This window comes from Rhodococcus sp. NJ-530 (assembly GCF_003860625.1).
GTDB lineage: Bacteria > Actinomycetota > Actinomycetes > Mycobacteriales > Mycobacteriaceae > Rhodococcus_F > Rhodococcus_F qingshengii.
In genome coordinates this window covers 5,541,560-5,556,338 of the sequence record NZ_CP034152.1, presented here as the reverse complement: position 1 = coordinate 5,556,338, position 14,779 = coordinate 5,541,560, and the positions used below count along the sequence as shown (strand labels likewise).

Below are 14,779 nucleotides of genomic sequence, written 5' to 3'. Positions count from 1 at the left end.
AAAAGTATACCGATCTGTATAGTCGGGCTCATGAGTAAACAGATCGGTATACCTCGGATCGTGACCTCGAGATCTGCCGTGACGGCTACCTTGTCGGTCCTGTTCGTCGCGTGCTGGAGTTCGGGATTCATCGGAGCCAAACTAGGCGCCGGCAGTGCCGGGGTCCCCACGCTGCTGATGTGGCGTTTTCTCCCGCTCGCGGTGGTACTGCTCCCGATTGTCTGGTTCTCCGCCCGGCGCCAGAACACGATGCCGACACCACGGGCTCTCGGCAGGCAGGTGGTGATCGGGATGCTCTCCCAGAGTGGCTACCTGTTGTCGGTGTACTGGGCAGTCGATCTCGGCGTGAACACCGGAACAACTGCGCTGATCGACGGTATTCAGCCGCTGGTGGCTGCCGCGCTGCTCGGTCCGGTCCTCGGTGTCGCAGTCCCGCGTATGCAGTGGGTCGGGTTGGCGATCGGAATGGGCGGCGTCGTGATGGTCACGGCAGCCGATGCCGGGGCCGGTACATCGGCGCCGTGGTGGGCGTACGCGATTCCGTTCCTGGGGATGCTCAGCCTGGTTGCATCCACCTTCGTCCAGCAACGCGCTCCCACGTCTACACCGCCACTGCAGGCTTTGGCCATCCACTGCTCAACCAGCGCAATAGTTTTCACAACTCTGGCGATCGTCTCGGATGCTGCCGTACCGCCGAGTATCAGCACATTCTGGATCGCGTTGCTCTGGTTGATCGTGTTGTCCACCTTCGGTGGTTACGGGCTGTACTGGTTGTTGCTCCGCCGCATCGGCATTACGTCCGTCAACACCCTGATGTTCTTGATCGCCCCCGTCACCGCGGTCTGGGGCGCACTGATGTTCGGAGAATCCTTCACTCCGTTCACCGCGCTCGGCTTGGCGGTGGGCATCGTCGCCGTCGTCGTGGTCACCCGGGTGGGTAATCGCCCGAAGAAGCAGGACGAGGGCACGGATTCCTGCCCGCCGAGAGCTTCGATCACGTCGCGCTGATGAAGGCCGATCGGGATGTGAACCGCTCGCGGAGCGCGGTGAGTTGCTCTGCGGTGAGCTTCAGTCCGTTGATTGCGTAGTCCTCGACGGTGCCGAAGTGCGTGCGCATTTCGTCGAGAGCTGCGTCGAAATAGCTGTCACGGACTCCGAGGAGGGGTCGTAGCACTTCTGCGTCAACGCCTTTGCTCGCGGCGAAGTCGAGGATCGGTTCTGTCATGGGAGCCAGATCGGTGTTCGTCTCCAGGTAGTCGGCGCGTACATCGGCTTCGTCGGCCCCGAGGAGGAGTAGGAAAGAGGTCGCGGCCCACCCGGTTCGATCCTTGCCGGTGGTGCAGTGGAAAAGTGCTGCCCCGGTGCGTTTTTCGTCGATGAGGTCGAGGTAGAACGTGCGATAGGCGTCGAGAGCGGACGGCAGGCTGACGAAGTTGCGGTTGGCTTCCTCCATCTGTGCGATCCCACGTCCATCGCTGATGGTCTCGGCGTATGCGACCGGGTCCGTCATGAGTAGTCCAGTGGCCGCGGCGTTTTGGGCATTGTCGGCAAGTACGTCGAGCCAGACTGTGCGCGTCGAGTCAGGGAGATTGTCGAGTGCGCCGTCGCGCTCGGCGGCGGTCCTCAGGTCGTATACCGTCCGGACGTCCAAGTCGGCGACCGCGGCAAGGTCGTCGCCGTCGAGTTTCGCCAGAGTCGCCGAACGATAGAGCGCGCCCGCGCGGACGGTGCCGTCCGCAACAGGAATGCCACCGAGGTCCCGGAAGTTCGGAGCGGTCTTCAGGAGAACGCGGCGATCGAGCGGGTGAGTTGGCATGGCTGACTCCTTGTGGGTTCCGTTTCCGAACTGATCATTCATGCCTTCTGCACACTGCGCACGAGCTTTTCGGCATTGCGTCTCTTGATCCACTTGTCGATGACGAGAGCCATGAAGATCCACCCGCCCAATGCCGTGATCACCCACACGATGATCGGGGCGAGGATCCAGGACCCGACGCCGCTGATCTCGATACCGTCGGGACCAGGGTCGCAACCCAGAGCGCGAGCAGTGTGGCGACCAAGCCGACACCACCCGCGAGCGGAGCCGCGTAGTGCAGTGCCACGCTGAGCACGAATGGGCCGAGGATCATGTGTGCGAGGGTGAATACACCGATAGCGGCCAAGAAGCCGTTCACGCTCAGGCTGACCCCGGGAAGAGCAAAATGCACGACGATCAGCGCGATCGCGCCGAGAACACATTGCGAAACGAGCTGAAATAACAGACGCATGGCTTGTACCTCCGTGATCAGGTCGAGTCACCCGAGAGTGGTGTGTGCGTGGGGAACGCTTTGCTGCAGGGCTTCGGGACGAGGCGCCGTCCAGGTGCCGTCGAGCACGGAGGGACGGGGGCGGTACAGGCGCAGTACGTAGTTCCACCCGGGCATGATGGGCAGTGCGTTCGCGACGCCGTCGAGATGGACCCCGAAGCGAATGGTGGTGCTGCCGTCGGAGTCTGGGGTGGCCGTGAGGCTGTTGATGCTGTTGACGCCCAGAGCGTTCTCTTCGAAGTATCCGGCCGCGTTGTACAGCGAGACCGACCAGAACGCATCCACGGGAACATCGTTCAGGCGGAGACGGTATTCCCCGACCGGGAGACGTTCGTCGAAGTTGACGTAGGTGGCCTCGTACTCGGGAAGGCCACCCCAGCCGGATGCGGTACCGAGCAGGTGCCTGATCGGATCGACTTCCGCAGCGGTACCGAATGAATGGTCGTACGTGGTGATGCCACGCGCGAGTGCGAGGAGTGCGTCGCGGGTCTCGGTCTGCGATTGCTCGTCGTAGTCGGGCAACGGGAACTCTCCCGTTCCGCCGCCGTCGATGTTGAGGGCGTCTTGCAACCGGTTCACCTCGGCGACGTCTTCGGGGCTGTTCGGATCGACGAGGATGCGCACGATCAGTGCGGCGTAGTCGGTCCCGACCAATTCACGCGTGAGCAGGTGCTCTCCCGGGTCGCGCAGGATGACGGGACCGTAATGATCTTGACTGACCACCCACACGGAGATGTAGCGCTTGCCGGTATCGGGCACCGTGATCGTGACGTTCTCGCGCACGTCGATGATCGCGCTGCTGTACAGAGTGTCGCGGTTCTGGCGGATGATCGGCTGGTTGTCGAGTGACCCGAGATCACGAGTGTGGTTCCACGTGCCCAGGCCGACGCCCGCGGCCAGGCGAGCGAACATGAGATCGGACTCTGCCCGATTGAAGTTCAGGACGTTGACGGCGATCGTGGACATAGTGGGTTCCAATCGGTGTCGGGGTACGGAAGCGGGCGCGGTAATCCATGGCCCGTCGGGGTGAATCAGCCCAGCAGTCGTGCTTTCGCGGCTTGGAACTCGGCGTCACTCAGCAGGCCTTGTGATTTGAGGTCGCCGAGTTTCTGCAACTCGGCGACGAGATCGACCGGGGCCGCGGGTGCGGGTGTGGGCATCGGGAGTGCGGCATGCTGCTGGGCGAATTCGTACTGCGCCTGCTCGTAGTCGGCCTGAGCTCTCCTTTGCCGGCGGGTGGCCATACCGTCGCTGACGGCGGTCGCGGTACCGGTGACGACCGCGGTGCGGGCGGCGAGGCCCAGCAGTCCGGGGCGGCCTCGTCTCGGGATGTACGGCATGTCAGACCTCCAATTTCGGGATGATCGTGTCCATGAGGGCATTGACGACGGGTGCGGGTATCCGCTCGTAACCCAGTAGCACCGCGCCTGACGCAGCGGTGCGGGCGGCGAGTTCGCGCTGATAGACCAGCTCGAGCGCGACCAGCAGCGCTGCAGCGCCGGTGGGAATGGCTGCCGCGAGTTCGGTGATGTCCTCATGCCCGAGCAGACCGGACGCGCCGAGCATCTCGACGTTGATCTCGAAGCCGTTCGGCAACTCCTCGACTTCGATGAGGGTGAGTTCATCGTCCTCGGACTTGGAGATGACGATCAGATCGAGCAGCCGCACCAGGCCGGTATCCGTAAGGTCGGTCAGTGCGGAGAGCGCGGCCGGGTCGAGGCTCTGCCCAGGCAGGCCGAGAAGGTAGAAGTCGACGGGGCCGAAACGCGCGGCACTCACGAGAGGACCTTCAGCTTGAGTGCGGCGAACTCGTCCTCGCTGATCGCTCCGGCTTCGAGCAGTGCTGCGGCTGCGGCGATCTCCTCGCTGGGGCTCTTCCCCGCGACCTCGCGGATATACGATTCGGCGGCCTTCTCGGCGTCGCGTGCGGCCTTGTTGCTGCGTTCCGTCATCCCTTCGCCGCGGGCGACGAGATAGACGAGGGCGGTCAGGATCGGTAGGAAGAGCAGGAAGAACACCCAAACGGCCTTCAACCAGCCGTTCAGCTTGTGGTCGCGGAACAGGTCGGCGATGATCGCGAACAGTGCGAAGAGATATCCGATGAAGACGGTCGCCCACAGCATCCAGCCGAGGCTTTCCCAGAAGCTCATGTGTCTTATCCGTTTCGTGTAAGGCCTGCGCACACGGTATTCCGCTGACTCACGCATTTCGGTTGATTCCGGCAATTCTCACTGGTTTCCGCAGGCTTCGATCGCGGTCTCATCCGAAGCGGATGAGACCGGATTTCCACGGACATCGAACGTCTCGAGTATCTTCGACACATGATCGAAGCCGTGCGTGACGCACTCGCCTCTGGTGAGGCGGAGCAGGCTCGACGAGTCCTGCGGAAAAACTGGCTTCGTTTGATTCTCGAATCTCACACCAGGGAACTCGAGCAGCTCTGCCTTGCTCATCCCGATCCCCACGATCCGCACATCCTGCTGATACGGGCGTGCTGCCGCGATCTCAGCGGTGATCCGTACGGCGCTGAGTTTCTCCGCGGGCAGGGTCTGCGGGTGGCGTCCGACGATTTTGTCGTCTGCTTCACCGACCTGCTGCTCGCTCCGGACACCTCGACCAAGGCCGTCATCGCCGATCGCGCGCGTCACGCGCTCGCCCAGTGCGAGCCCGAGGACGATTACCCGTCCGCGCTTTTCCTCCTCGGATGGACCGAGGTCAGGCTTCGTCGTGACCTTCCTCGTGCCATCGCGCTACTTCGCTCCGCCAGCGACGAGGCGCAGTTGCAGTCGCGCACGGAGACATTGCGTCTTGCACAGTCCAACTTGGCCTTTGCGCTGACCCACGCGGGAGCATTCACCGAAGCCGAACAGATCCTCGACGGCCTTCCTGCGCGAGATGTGGCGTCCGATTGGGAACGCTTCGAAGGTGGTCTCCCACAGTCGAATCGGGGGTGCATCGCTTACTGGCGTGGCGACTTCGAGGAGGCGATCGCTCAGTTCGACTCGATCATCGAGGAGGGCAGCCCTGGAACCAATTTCGAGGCGCTCGCCCGTCTGTACCTGGTGATGAGCCTGATCGCTCTGAACCGGGAAGACCGGTACCACAACGCCGCTCGTCTGCTGCGAGGCGTGAGCACTGCGGACAAGCACGGCATTCCTTGGGATACGCTGCGGCGCGTCACCACGGCCTGGCTCGCCCACGCTCAAGGACAGGACGAGCAAGCTCGCCGCATCGCAATGCCCACGCTGACCAGAACAGGTGCTGCGGTCGCTCACGCGCTTCTCGCGGAGCTCTACCGAGTCATGGGGGATCCGGAACCGTCGGCTCAAGCGCTTCGCTTGGCAACCTCGGCCGCGCTGCCGCGATATGCGCTGGTGAGCACCCTTGTCACGTCTGCCGCCCTGAGCTCCGTCGCCGGGCGTGGACCGCAGGCGCACGAGCAGTTGGATCGTGCGCTGGCGGAAGCAATCCCCGAGCGGATTCTCGCCCCATTTCTGAGCGGCGATCCGGTAATCGTCGATCTGTTGAACGCGCACGCAACACAGGGGTCGAGACACCAGGAGCTCCTGTGCACGATTCTGGAAAAACGGGGCCAGCTCTCTGCCAAACTCGCCGGAGTCCTGACGGAACGTGAGAAAGAGATCCTCACTTTTCTGCGAACTACGATGACTGCAGACGAGATCGCTGCGCACCTCGGCATCGCCTATCCCACTGTGAAGACTCACATTCGCTCGATCTACCGCAAACTAGGCGTGACCAAACGGCGTGCCGCTGTTCAAGCAGCCGACAACCTAGACCGCGGGATCGGGGGCGATTCCGCGGCGGAGGCTGCGAACCGTCAGGTCCAAGGCTTGTAGGCGCGTCCCGGAACCACGGTTCACGTAGTCCATCGACGTGTAGAGCAGTGACCACAGCAGGTTCTGCACCCAGTCCGAACCCATGTCGGGGTCGATGGAACCGTCGGAGTGTCCGCGCTCGATGGCATCGGTGACTGAGTCGTCGTTCGACGCGGACTCGGCAAACGAATCTTCCTGATACACACCGGGAGTGAAGAACAGGACCGTCAAGAGGTCGGCCAGTTCGAAGTATTCATGGCACAGGCGAACCAGCGCTTCGGCTCCCGTACCCTCGCCGAGTCGAGCTGCTGCTGCTGCCTCTCCGACGGCGCGGGTGGCCTCGGCCGCGACTGCGTCGACCAGGTCTGACCGTTCGGGAAAGTAGCGGTGCAAAGTGGTCCGGCCGACCTTTGCGGCCGAAGCGATCTCGCTGAGGGTCGCAGCAGGCTTGGATGCGAACACCGAAACGGCAGCATCGAGGATGGCCTTCCGTGTGCGCTCGCGGGTCGCGCTTTGTTCTGGTGCGCTGTGGATCGTTGTCACGAATCCGAAGCGTAGCCGTGTCCGGTTTCGGTATCCAGTGTTTCCGAATCGGAATTTCTCTTGCCCTTTATGGAACATTCGTGTTCCATAAATTCATGCTTGAATCCGACGCTTCTCAGCCCGCACCGAAATGGAGCAATCTCCGCGTCCTCTCGGAGTTCGCTCGACCGCATCTGCCGTCGCTCCTTCTCGGATTGGTACTGGCGCTGTGCGGCTCCGCGGCGACGCTGGCAACGCCCATGGTCACCAAGTGGGTTCTCGACACCCTCGATACCGGTGCGTCGCTGAAAGGACCTATCCTCACGCTCGTCGTCCTTCTGATCGTCGGTGCCGTGCTCGGTTGTGCTCAGTGGATCGTTCTCGGAACCGCCGCCGAGAAGGTTGTCTTCGACGCCAGGTCGTCGCTGGTGAAGCGATTCCTGGCGGCGACCGTACCTTCGCTGCAATCGCGATCCGTGGGTGAATTGGTCACCCGGGTCACGTCTGACACCTTGCTGCTGCGGGAGGCTGCGTCGTCGGCCGCGGTGAATATTCTGAACGCAGCCGCGTTGACCATCGGAACGATTGTTCTGATGGGCGTACTGGATCTGCCGTTGTTGGGCGTCACCATGGTGGCAATCGTGTTCGCCTCCATACTCTTTGCCGTTCTGATGCCTCGGATTTCCGCAGCCGAAGCGCGAACCCAGGAATCGCTCGGTCAGCTCGGCGGCGTACTCGAGGGTGGCTTGCGTGCGATCCGGACGGTCAAAGTTTCCCTCGCCGAGGATCGCGTCGGCGCTCTGGTGACGAACAATGCGTCCGATGCGAAAAAGCATGCGATCACGGCAGTTCGAGTGTCGGCAACCGCGTGGACTGTCGCGTGGACCGCCATTCAAGGATCGATCATTGCCATCCTCGGCTTTGGTGCCTGGCGAGTCGCCGACGGCGAAATGGCAGTCTCGACGCTAATCGCGTTTCTGCTCTACGCCTTCACCCTGATGGGGCCGGTGTCGGAGCTTGCGCAGAACGTGACCTCCGTTCAGTCGGGAATCGCGGCAGCTATCCGGATTCGCGAGATGCAGTCGTTGCCCACCGAGCAGTACGACGAGGTCGTGGACGTGGTCGCGAAAACCAACGCTGCCGCGCCGCTGATCGAGTTGCGCGACGTCACCGTGAGCTACCACGGATCGAACCAGCCGGCGTTGCGCGATGTCTCGCTGGTCATTCCGACGCGTGGGCACATGGCCATCGTCGGCCCGTCGGGTGCAGGAAAGACGACCTTGCTCTCGACCGTGCTGCGATTTGTCGAACCGCGATCGGGTGAGGTTCTCCTGCATGGAGTCGGTTACGACGCGCTCGATCACCGCGCTGTGCGCGAGAGTCTCGCATACGTGGAGCAGGAGACACCGGTGGTGCCCGGAACGATTCGGGAGAACGTCGTCTTCAGCCATCCCGATGCGACGGACGAAGAAGTCCAGGCCGTTCTGCGCTTGCTCCGGCTCGACGACGCGATCGAGGCCCTGCCCAACGGACTCGACACCGCTCTGACGGCCACTTCGCTGTCGGGCGGCCAACGTCAGCGGATCGCGATGGCGCGCGCAGTTCTGCGGCCGAGTGCTTTGCTTCTGCTCGACGAAGCCACTGCCCAGGTCGACACGCTCACCGAAGCCGCGATTGTCGACGCGATCAACGAACGTGCGCGCACCGGGGCCGTGGTGACTATCGCTCACCGGCTCTCGACGGTGCGTGACGCCGACTGGATCGTGGTCATGGAAGACGGTCGGATCCGCAACATCGGCAACCATGACGAGCTCATGGACAAGGACGATCTGTACCGCGACATGGTGGTTGCCGGCCGGCTCGATCAGGGCGAGGCAATGCTCGAGGATTGTTGACCCGACGCGTCGGCGTGTGCGAGAGTGCTGATACCGAGCGATCGCTCGGTCGGGATGTTCTTTCGGAGGTGGCTGGTGGCAATCGATCTGACGTACGCGCCCGAGGTGGTGGCGCTGATCGAGAAGACGCGCGACTTCACGCGCAACGTAGTGCTCCCCATCGAAGACGAACACGCCGGTGACATCGCTGTAGCGGGTGGCGATGCAATCCGCATCGAGATGCAGTCGGCAGCAAAAGAAGCCGGTGTCTTCGCCCCGCATGCGCCGATCGAGTACGGCGGACACGGACTCAACATGAGTGATCGCGCGCCGGTCTTCGAGGAAGCCGGCTACTCGCTATTCGGGCCGACGGCGCTCAACATCGCGGCGCCGGACGAGGGCAACGTTCACATGCTGGCCCACGTGGCGAACGAAGCACAGAAGCAGCAGTTCCTCGCGCCGCTCGCAAGCGGGGACATGCGGTCGGCATTCGCCATGACCGAACCCGCGCCGGGAGCGGGATCCGATCCTTCGGCTTTGAACACCCGCGCCGAGAAAGTCCCCGGTGGCTGGAAGATCAACGGTAAGAAATGGTTCATCACCGGCGCCGACGGCGCCGGGTTCTTCATCATCATGGCGCGCACGTCCGGTGAGCCCGGGCAGCGCGGCGGAGCGACCATGTTCCTGGCGCCGACGGACACTCCCGGCCTGGTAGTGGGTCGACACATCGACACCCTCGACAAGGCCATGATCGGCGGGCACTGCGAGGTCACGTTCGAGGATCTCTTCGTACCCGACGAGGCCGTTCTCGGTGAGGTCGATCAAGGTTTCGCCTACGCGCAGGTTCGCCTCGGTCCCGCCCGCATGACGCACGTGATGCGCTGGCTCGGTGCAGCGCGCCGCGGCCACGACGTCGCCGTGGCCAGGGTTGCCGAACGAGAAGGCTTCGGCTCGAAACTCGGTGATCTCGGAATGATCCAGAAGATGGTCGCCGACAACGAGATCGACATCGCAGCCAGCCGCGCACTTCTGGTGCAGGCCTGCTTCGAACTCGATCAGGGCGGGCACGCGAGCAACGCGACGTCCATCGCCAAGACCTACGCTGCCGAGGCGATCTTCCGGATCGTGGACCGCTCCATTCAGATGTGTGGCGGAATGGGCGTGTCCGGCGATCTGCCGCTGGCACGCTTGTCCCGCGAAGTGCGTCCCTTCCGCGTCTACGACGGCCCGTCCGAGGTTCATCGCTGGGCAATTGCGAAACGTGTTGTCGGAGCTGCGAAGCGCGCTGCTCGGGAGGAGTCGAAGTGACGGACTTTCCAGGACTCGATCTCGCGGCGCTTCACAAGTATCTGCAAGCCGCAGGCGTCGAGGTGAGCGGTGAGTTGCGAGCCGAACTGATTTCAGGCGGCAAATCCAATCTCACCTACGGAATCTTCGACGACAACTCGAAGTGGATTCTCCGTCGTCCACCCACGGCCGGCCTCACGCCGTCGGCGCACGACGTTGCGCGTGAGTTCCGAATCACCTCGGCGTTGCAGAACACCGCCGTGCCGGTCGCGCCGACCGTCGTGCTGTGCGAGGACGCCTCGGTGATGGGTGCGTCGTTCACGGTGGTCGAGTTCGTCACCGGTCAAGTGATCCGAACCAAAACCGAGTTGGAAGCTGTTCCGGCAGCGCAGGTCACGCAGTGCACCGACGAGTTGGTGCGTGTTCTCGCTGCACTGCACGACGTCGACTACACCGCAGTGGGTCTCGGCGAACTCGGCAGACCCGACGGTTACGTAGCCCGCCAGGTGAAGTTGTGGGCCGGTCAATGGTCACGCGTCAAGACCGAGGACTCGGCCGACGTGGACAGGTTGGCGTCGAGCCTCGCGGAATTGATTCCGGCGGAATCAGCCTCGTCGATCGTGCACGGCGACTACCGGATCGACAACACGATTCTCGCGGCGAACGACGTCACCAAGGTTGCCGCAGTGGTGGACTGGGAACTGTCGACGCTGGGCGATCCGCTGGCGGACATCGCGATGATGTGCGTCTATCGGCATCCCGCGCTGGATCTGGTTCTGGGTGAGCCTGCTGCGTGGACGAGCCCGTCGCTACCGTCCGTTGTCGATCTGGCGCAACGGTATTCGTCCGTGTCGGGTCGTGAACTGGCGCATTGGAACTTCTACATGGCGCTCGGGTTCTTCAAACTCGCCGTCGTGGCGCAGGGCATCGATCACCGATTCCGAGCAGGAGCCACCGTCGGCGGGGGATTCGACAAGGCTGGATCTTCTGTGCCGGAACTGATCTCGGCCGGACTCAACGCACTGCAAGGGAAATTCGAATGACTCGATCAGCACTGGTCACCGGCGCCTCCAAGGGAATCGGGCTCGGCATCGCAACACGCTTGGCTTCGCAAGGGTACGGGCTGACCATCACAGCGCGTGATACCGAGCGGCTCGCCGTTGTCGCCGAAGAACTTACCCGCGCCGGATCGCCGGACGTCGTCGTCTCGGCCGGCGACATGGCGGACGAGAACTTCGCCGCAGCACTCGTCGCCACACACAATGAGCGATTCGGCTCCATGAGGGCTCTCGTCCTCAACGCCGGAGTGGGAACCAGTGGGCGAGTAGCGGATTACCCGATGCGACGTTTCGACAAGACCGTTGCCGTCAATCTCCGAACACCGTTTGCACTATTGCAAGCGTCGCTGCCGCTCCTGCGTACAGCGGCGGACGCGGACCTTGCCGGCGGAGCGAAGGTGATCGCTCTCGCCTCGATGGCCGGTGTGTATGCCGAGAGCGGCCTGGCCGTCTACGGAGCCACCAAAGCTGCGCTGATTTCGATGGTCGAGGCACTCAACGCCGAGGAATCCGGAAACGGCGTCAGTGCGACGGCCATCGCTCCCGGTTACGTCGACACCGACATGTCGGCATGGACACACGATCGGATCACACCGGACACCATGATCAAGGTCGACGACATCGTGGAGTTGGTGGACGGTCTGCTCAAGCTCTCGTCTCGAGCGGTCGTTCCGAAGGTCGTCATGGCGCGGGCCGGGACCAACGGCTACTCCGCCTGAAATTTCAATCCAGCTTGGCTTCGCCCCGCTTGCGAAAGAAGTGAAAGCCAGGCACCCCGACGATCGCCTGCCGCAGGTCCTTGACCACTCCGAGGAGTTCGTGGATCTCGGGCGAGACGGAGTCCAAGGTTCCGAGGATGGGCAACACCGCGGCCACCCGGTCGGTGAGCTCCGGTAGTTGGTCGATCAGCTTGATCGCGGCGCTGACCTCTGCCTCGGAAAGGTCGTCGGCGAACCTGGCGGCCAGCGGCGCGAGCTGTAGGGCGATGGGCTCGTAGATCTCGAGGAGTTGTCCCGCGATGTCCGACGTCTGCTCGACGGCCTCGACCAGTGTCTCAGCGCGAACGGTCACGGCGGCGGCTCCGATGACGACGCGGTCGGCGTTGTCGGCGATCTGGTTGATGCGCGCCACCAACCTCTCGACCGAGAAGAGGAGCGCCTCGAGTCGAGTGGGCAGGGTGACCGCAAATGCGACCGTGGACAGGGACCAGTGCACCACGTCGCCGACGGAGCGGACGACGGTGGAGCTGCCGGGCAAAACTAGAGCCATCCCTCGATACTGCCTGATGTGACGTCAAAGTACAGGTAAATCTCACATTCACGAGGCCCGCGGCGTCTTCGAGGTGTCGGTGCCGGCGCGGACAATCACTTCACCCGCTGCCTGCCGCACCGCGCAACCTGGAAGGATCGAGACATGACGGCTATCCGTACGCACACTGTGATCGACTCGCCGATCGGAGCGTTGACGCTGGTAGCAGCAGGTGACGACCTCTGCGGTCTGTACATGGCGGAGCATCGCCACAAGCCGGACGAGTCCACGTTCGGTGATCGTTCCTCGGCGGTCTTCGGTGAAGTCGAATCGCAGCTCACCGAGTACTTCGAGGGTGATCGCACGGAGTTCTCCGTGCCGCTGGCGCCCGTGGGCACCGAGTTCCAGAAGCGGGTGTGGGACACCTTGCGAACGATCCCGTACGGCGAAACCTGGACCTACATGGAGCTCGCGCAAACTTTGGGTAACCCGCTTGCGATCCGTGCTGCCGCCGCGGCAAACGGCAAGAATCCGATCAGCATCATCGTTCCCTGTCATCGCGTGGTCGGTAGCGACGGAAGTCTGACCGGTTTCGCCGGCGGCCTCGAACGTAAGCGGTTCCTACTCGACCGCGAGCACGGCGGCGAATCGGATGTCCTCTTCTGATGCGCTCGGCTCACAATTCGGTGATCGGGAACGTCTACCGGTCGTGACACTCAAACCGTTCGAAGACGTCGTGACCGAATACGGTGCAGTGGTCCTCCGTGTCTGCCGCGCGGTGGTCGGGCCCGTCGACGCCGAGGACGCGTGGTCCGAGACGTTCATCGCAGCGATGCGGGCATATCCGGATCTGAATCCGGACGCGAACATCGAAGCCTGGCTGGTGACCATCGCGCACCGCAAGGCAATCGACATCACCCGAGTGCGCGCCCGGGTGGCCGTGCCGACAGACGACGTTCCGGAGTTGCCGACGCGAATCGGCGTACCCGGAACGTGGGATCACGAACTCTGGGACGCACTCGAACAGCTACCGCTCAAACAACGTGCGGCAGTCGCCTATCACTTTCTGGGTGGGCTGCCGTACGCAGAGATCGCGGACATCCTCGGCAACACCCCGGCGGCCGCCAGACGCGCGGGTGCCGACGGTATCGCCACACTACGAAGAACCTACTTGTCCGCTACCGCTGCGGAAGGGAGTCACTCATGAGTAACGATGTGTTCGAGGCGCTTCCAGCCGTTGACGCTGACGCCATGATCCGCCTACGGGCGCGCCTGGCTGCTCAGGCGTCCGAAGCTGAATTGATCGACGTGGCATATCGAACCGTCGATTCGCCGGTCGGAAAGCTGCTCCTGGCGGCGACCGATGTCGGCCTGGTGCGGGTTGCCTTTGCCGTCGAAGGGCACGACCTCGTTCTGGAACGTTTGGCGGACACCGTCAGCCCCCGTGTGCTTCATTACCCGCGCAGGCTGGACACTGTCGCTCGCGAGTTGGACGAGTACTTTGCCGGTGCGCGTCGAGAATTCGATCTGCGCTTGGACTTCCAACTCGCGAAGGGGTTCCGACGCGAAGTGTTGCGTCATCTTCCCGAGATCGAATACGGCCACACTGCAAGCTATTCGGTGGTCGCGGCAGCATCGGGAAGCCCACGTGCGGTGCGTGCCGTAGGGACCGCATGTGCAAAGAACCCGCTGCCGTTGGTGGTCCCGTGTCACCGGGTGGTGCGCAGCGACGGCAGCCTCGGGCAGTACGCGGGTGGCCCCGAACTGAAAGCGATTCTGCTGGATCTGGAAGCCGGCCGGTGAGCGCAGTGACGCTGCGCTTTCAGGCGCCCTATGCAGTCGAACCGCTCACCGGTGCCCTGCGGGCTCACTGCGTCGCAGGCCTCGAGCGTCACGACGACGGTGTTCACACCAGAGTCGTACCGTTGCCTTCCGGACCCGTTGTCGTGTCGGTGTCGTGGACCGACGACGGTGTCGTCGTGGATTCCGATGTGCCGGTAGCGGATTCCGCAGTGCTGGAGGTGATCGTGCGCCGTTGGCTCGACCTCGACGCCGATCACACTGCTGTCGAAGCGGCGTTCGGTAGTGATGAGTTGTTGGCCCCACTTGTTGCCGCCCGTCCAGGATTGCGTGTGCTCGGTTCGGTGGACGGGTTCGAGACCGCAGTGCTCACTGTTCTGGGACAACAGGTTTCGCTCGGCGCGGCGAGGACGTTCGGTGGTCGTTTTGTCAGCGCATTCGGAGCGCCGGTGCAAGGGGATTTTCTTGCCTTCCCTGATCCGGACGTGGTTGCAGCGCAATCAACCGAGGGCATACAGAAAGCCGTCGGATTGACCACAGCGCGCGCAAGAACAGTGCACACGCTGGCAACTGCGGCAGCGAACGGCCTCGACCTCTCCTGGAATGCGGATCCTGTCCAATTTCGGCGAGAGCTGTTGGCGCTAAAGGGGATCGGACCGTGGACCGCTGACTATCTCACCGTCCGGATTCTCGGTGATCGCGACGCATTCGTGCCCGATGATCTGGTGTTGAAACGTGCGCTGGGGGTCTCGACGGCCAAAGAAGCCGCAGCGTTGTCCGAGCGCTGGCGACCCTGGCGAGCCTACGCGCTCTTTCATCTGTGGACCAAGGAAGCGTTTCTGTAGTCG

18 protein-coding genes are annotated in these 14,779 nt (G+C 63.1%); 10 read left to right on the top strand and 8 right to left on the bottom strand.

Features of this window, described 5'->3' with window-relative positions; translation table 11 throughout:
* The first annotated feature begins 30 nt into the window (after nt 1-30).
* Nucleotides 31-1,008 carry a DMT family transporter gene (locus tag EHW12_RS25875; RefSeq protein ID WP_238592627.1) on the top strand — a complete coding sequence of 326 codons (978 nt, stop codon included), beginning with the start codon at nt 31-33 and terminating at the stop codon, nt 1,006-1,008.
* Here the strand turns inward: EHW12_RS25875 and EHW12_RS25870 are convergent.
* From EHW12_RS25870 to EHW12_RS25845, 6 genes are all read right to left on the bottom strand, one after another.
* Complete coding sequence (locus EHW12_RS25870) at nt 995-1,816, bottom strand: tyrosine-protein phosphatase (protein WP_003939715.1); 822 nt, start codon at nt 1,814-1,816, stop codon at nt 995-997. The two genes, EHW12_RS25875 and EHW12_RS25870, sit on opposite strands and share 14 nt — an antisense overlap.
* 139 nt (nt 1,817-1,955) lie before the next feature.
* Nucleotides 1,956-2,267, bottom strand: a complete 312-nt coding sequence (locus tag EHW12_RS25865) for a hypothetical protein (RefSeq protein ID WP_241199046.1) — start codon at nt 2,265-2,267, stop codon at nt 1,956-1,958.
* Nucleotides 2,268-2,294: 27 nt separating this feature from the next.
* Nucleotides 2,295-3,272, bottom strand: a complete 978-nt coding sequence (locus EHW12_RS25860) for a DUF1214 domain-containing protein (protein WP_030537231.1) — start codon at nt 3,270-3,272, stop codon at nt 2,295-2,297.
* A 65-nt stretch (nt 3,273-3,337) separates the two neighbouring features.
* Entirely contained in the window at nt 3,338-3,646 is a 309-nt protein-coding gene (locus EHW12_RS25855; protein WP_007729626.1) for an SHOCT domain-containing protein, read from the bottom strand.
* 1 nt (nt 3,647) lies between these two features.
* The gene (locus EHW12_RS25850) at nt 3,648-4,085 is read right to left on the bottom strand and encodes a DUF6325 family protein (RefSeq protein ID WP_007729624.1); all 438 of its coding nucleotides are present in this window, start codon (nt 4,083-4,085) and stop codon (nt 3,648-3,650) included.
* Entirely contained in the window at nt 4,082-4,456 is a 375-nt protein-coding gene (locus tag EHW12_RS25845; protein ID WP_007729621.1) for a PLDc N-terminal domain-containing protein, read from the bottom strand. Before EHW12_RS25845 ends, EHW12_RS25850 begins: the two co-directional genes overlap by 4 nt.
* A gap of 171 nt (nt 4,457-4,627) precedes the next feature.
* On the opposite strand from EHW12_RS25845, the gene EHW12_RS25840 reads away from it, so the two are divergent.
* Nucleotides 4,628-6,163, top strand: coding sequence for a LuxR family transcriptional regulator (locus EHW12_RS25840; protein WP_064443687.1), 1,536 nt, complete (start codon nt 4,628-4,630; stop codon nt 6,161-6,163).
* Here the strand turns inward: EHW12_RS25840 and EHW12_RS25835 are convergent.
* On the bottom strand, nt 6,098-6,685 hold the full coding sequence (locus tag EHW12_RS25835) for a TetR/AcrR family transcriptional regulator (protein WP_030537226.1): 588 nt from the start codon (nt 6,683-6,685) through the stop codon (nt 6,098-6,100). The genes EHW12_RS25840 and EHW12_RS25835 overlap by 66 nt on opposite strands.
* Nucleotides 6,686-6,780: 95 nt before the next feature.
* On the opposite strand from EHW12_RS25835, the gene EHW12_RS25830 reads away from it, so the two are divergent.
* The 4 genes from EHW12_RS25830 (at nt 6,781) to EHW12_RS25815 (ending at nt 11,602) form a co-directional block, all read left to right on the top strand.
* A complete protein-coding gene (locus EHW12_RS25830) occupies nt 6,781-8,559 on the top strand; it encodes an ABC transporter ATP-binding protein (protein ID WP_007729612.1) in 1,779 nt (592 codons plus the stop codon).
* Nucleotides 8,560-8,634: 75 nt separating this feature from the next.
* Nucleotides 8,635-9,846 (top strand): acyl-CoA dehydrogenase family protein, encoded by a 1,212-nt coding sequence (locus tag EHW12_RS25825; RefSeq protein ID WP_003940162.1) that lies wholly within the window; start codon nt 8,635-8,637, stop codon nt 9,844-9,846.
* The gene (locus EHW12_RS25820; protein WP_007729609.1) at nt 9,843-10,868 is read left to right on the top strand and encodes a phosphotransferase family protein; all 1,026 of its coding nucleotides are present in this window, start codon (nt 9,843-9,845) and stop codon (nt 10,866-10,868) included. The genes EHW12_RS25825 and EHW12_RS25820 overlap by 4 nt, the downstream gene beginning before the upstream one ends.
* Nucleotides 10,865-11,602, top strand: a complete 738-nt coding sequence (locus EHW12_RS25815) for an SDR family oxidoreductase (RefSeq protein WP_030537223.1) — start codon at nt 10,865-10,867, stop codon at nt 11,600-11,602. Before EHW12_RS25820 ends, EHW12_RS25815 begins: the two co-directional genes overlap by 4 nt.
* Before the next feature lie 4 nt (nt 11,603-11,606).
* On the opposite strand, the gene EHW12_RS25810 is transcribed toward EHW12_RS25815, so the two are convergent.
* Nucleotides 11,607-12,152 (bottom strand): hypothetical protein, encoded by a 546-nt coding sequence (locus EHW12_RS25810; protein ID WP_007729604.1) that lies wholly within the window; start codon nt 12,150-12,152, stop codon nt 11,607-11,609.
* Between the two features lie 144 nt (nt 12,153-12,296).
* On the opposite strand from EHW12_RS25810, the gene EHW12_RS25805 reads away from it, so the two are divergent.
* The 4 genes from EHW12_RS25805 to EHW12_RS25790 are packed head-to-tail and all read left to right on the top strand — an operon-like array spanning nt 12,297 to nt 14,776.
* Nucleotides 12,297-12,797, top strand: coding sequence for a methylated-DNA--[protein]-cysteine S-methyltransferase (locus EHW12_RS25805; RefSeq protein WP_003940613.1), 501 nt, complete (start codon nt 12,297-12,299; stop codon nt 12,795-12,797).
* Entirely contained in the window at nt 12,784-13,338 is a 555-nt protein-coding gene (locus tag EHW12_RS25800; protein WP_080961251.1) for a sigma-70 family RNA polymerase sigma factor, read from the top strand. Before EHW12_RS25805 ends, EHW12_RS25800 begins: the two co-directional genes overlap by 14 nt.
* Nucleotides 13,335-13,934, top strand: coding sequence for a methylated-DNA--[protein]-cysteine S-methyltransferase (locus tag EHW12_RS25795; RefSeq protein ID WP_007729599.1), 600 nt, complete (start codon nt 13,335-13,337; stop codon nt 13,932-13,934). The genes EHW12_RS25800 and EHW12_RS25795 overlap by 4 nt, the downstream gene beginning before the upstream one ends.
* Nucleotides 13,931-14,776 carry an AlkA N-terminal domain-containing protein gene (locus EHW12_RS25790; protein ID WP_099698108.1) on the top strand — a complete coding sequence of 282 codons (846 nt, stop codon included), beginning with the start codon at nt 13,931-13,933 and terminating at the stop codon, nt 14,774-14,776. Before EHW12_RS25795 ends, EHW12_RS25790 begins: the two co-directional genes overlap by 4 nt.
* Nucleotides 14,777-14,779: the final 3 nt, after the last annotated feature.

Excerpts from the sequence above, each read along its gene's own strand:
- EHW12_RS25810 (WP_007729604.1), bottom strand. The coding sequence starts at position 12,152 with ATGGCTCTAGTTTTGCCCGGCAGCTCCACCGTCGTCCGCTCCGTCGGC.
- EHW12_RS25795 (WP_007729599.1), top strand. The coding sequence starts at position 13,335 with ATGAGTAACGATGTGTTCGAGGCGCTTCCAGCCGTTGACGCTGACGCC.
- EHW12_RS25875 (WP_238592627.1), top strand. The coding sequence starts at position 31 with ATGAGTAAACAGATCGGTATACCTCGGATCGTGACCTCGAGATCTGCC.
- EHW12_RS25840 (WP_064443687.1), top strand. The coding sequence starts at position 4,628 with ATGATCGAAGCCGTGCGTGACGCACTCGCCTCTGGTGAGGCGGAGCAG.
- EHW12_RS25800 (WP_080961251.1), top strand. The coding sequence starts at position 12,784 with ATGTCCTCTTCTGATGCGCTCGGCTCACAATTCGGTGATCGGGAACGT.
- EHW12_RS25860 (WP_030537231.1), bottom strand. The coding sequence starts at position 3,272 with ATGTCCACGATCGCCGTCAACGTCCTGAACTTCAATCGGGCAGAGTCC.
- EHW12_RS25865 (WP_241199046.1), bottom strand. The coding sequence starts at position 2,267 with ATGCGTCTGTTATTTCAGCTCGTTTCGCAATGTGTTCTCGGCGCGATC.
- EHW12_RS25870 (WP_003939715.1), bottom strand. The coding sequence starts at position 1,816 with ATGCCAACTCACCCGCTCGATCGCCGCGTTCTCCTGAAGACCGCTCCG.
- EHW12_RS25845 (WP_007729621.1), bottom strand. The coding sequence starts at position 4,456 with ATGAGCTTCTGGGAAAGCCTCGGCTGGATGCTGTGGGCGACCGTCTTC.
- EHW12_RS25830 (WP_007729612.1), top strand. The coding sequence starts at position 6,781 with ATGCTTGAATCCGACGCTTCTCAGCCCGCACCGAAATGGAGCAATCTC.
- EHW12_RS25805 (WP_003940613.1), top strand. The coding sequence starts at position 12,297 with ATGACGGCTATCCGTACGCACACTGTGATCGACTCGCCGATCGGAGCG.
- EHW12_RS25855 (WP_007729626.1), bottom strand. The coding sequence starts at position 3,646 with ATGCCGTACATCCCGAGACGAGGCCGCCCCGGACTGCTGGGCCTCGCC.
- EHW12_RS25815 (WP_030537223.1), top strand. The coding sequence starts at position 10,865 with ATGACTCGATCAGCACTGGTCACCGGCGCCTCCAAGGGAATCGGGCTC.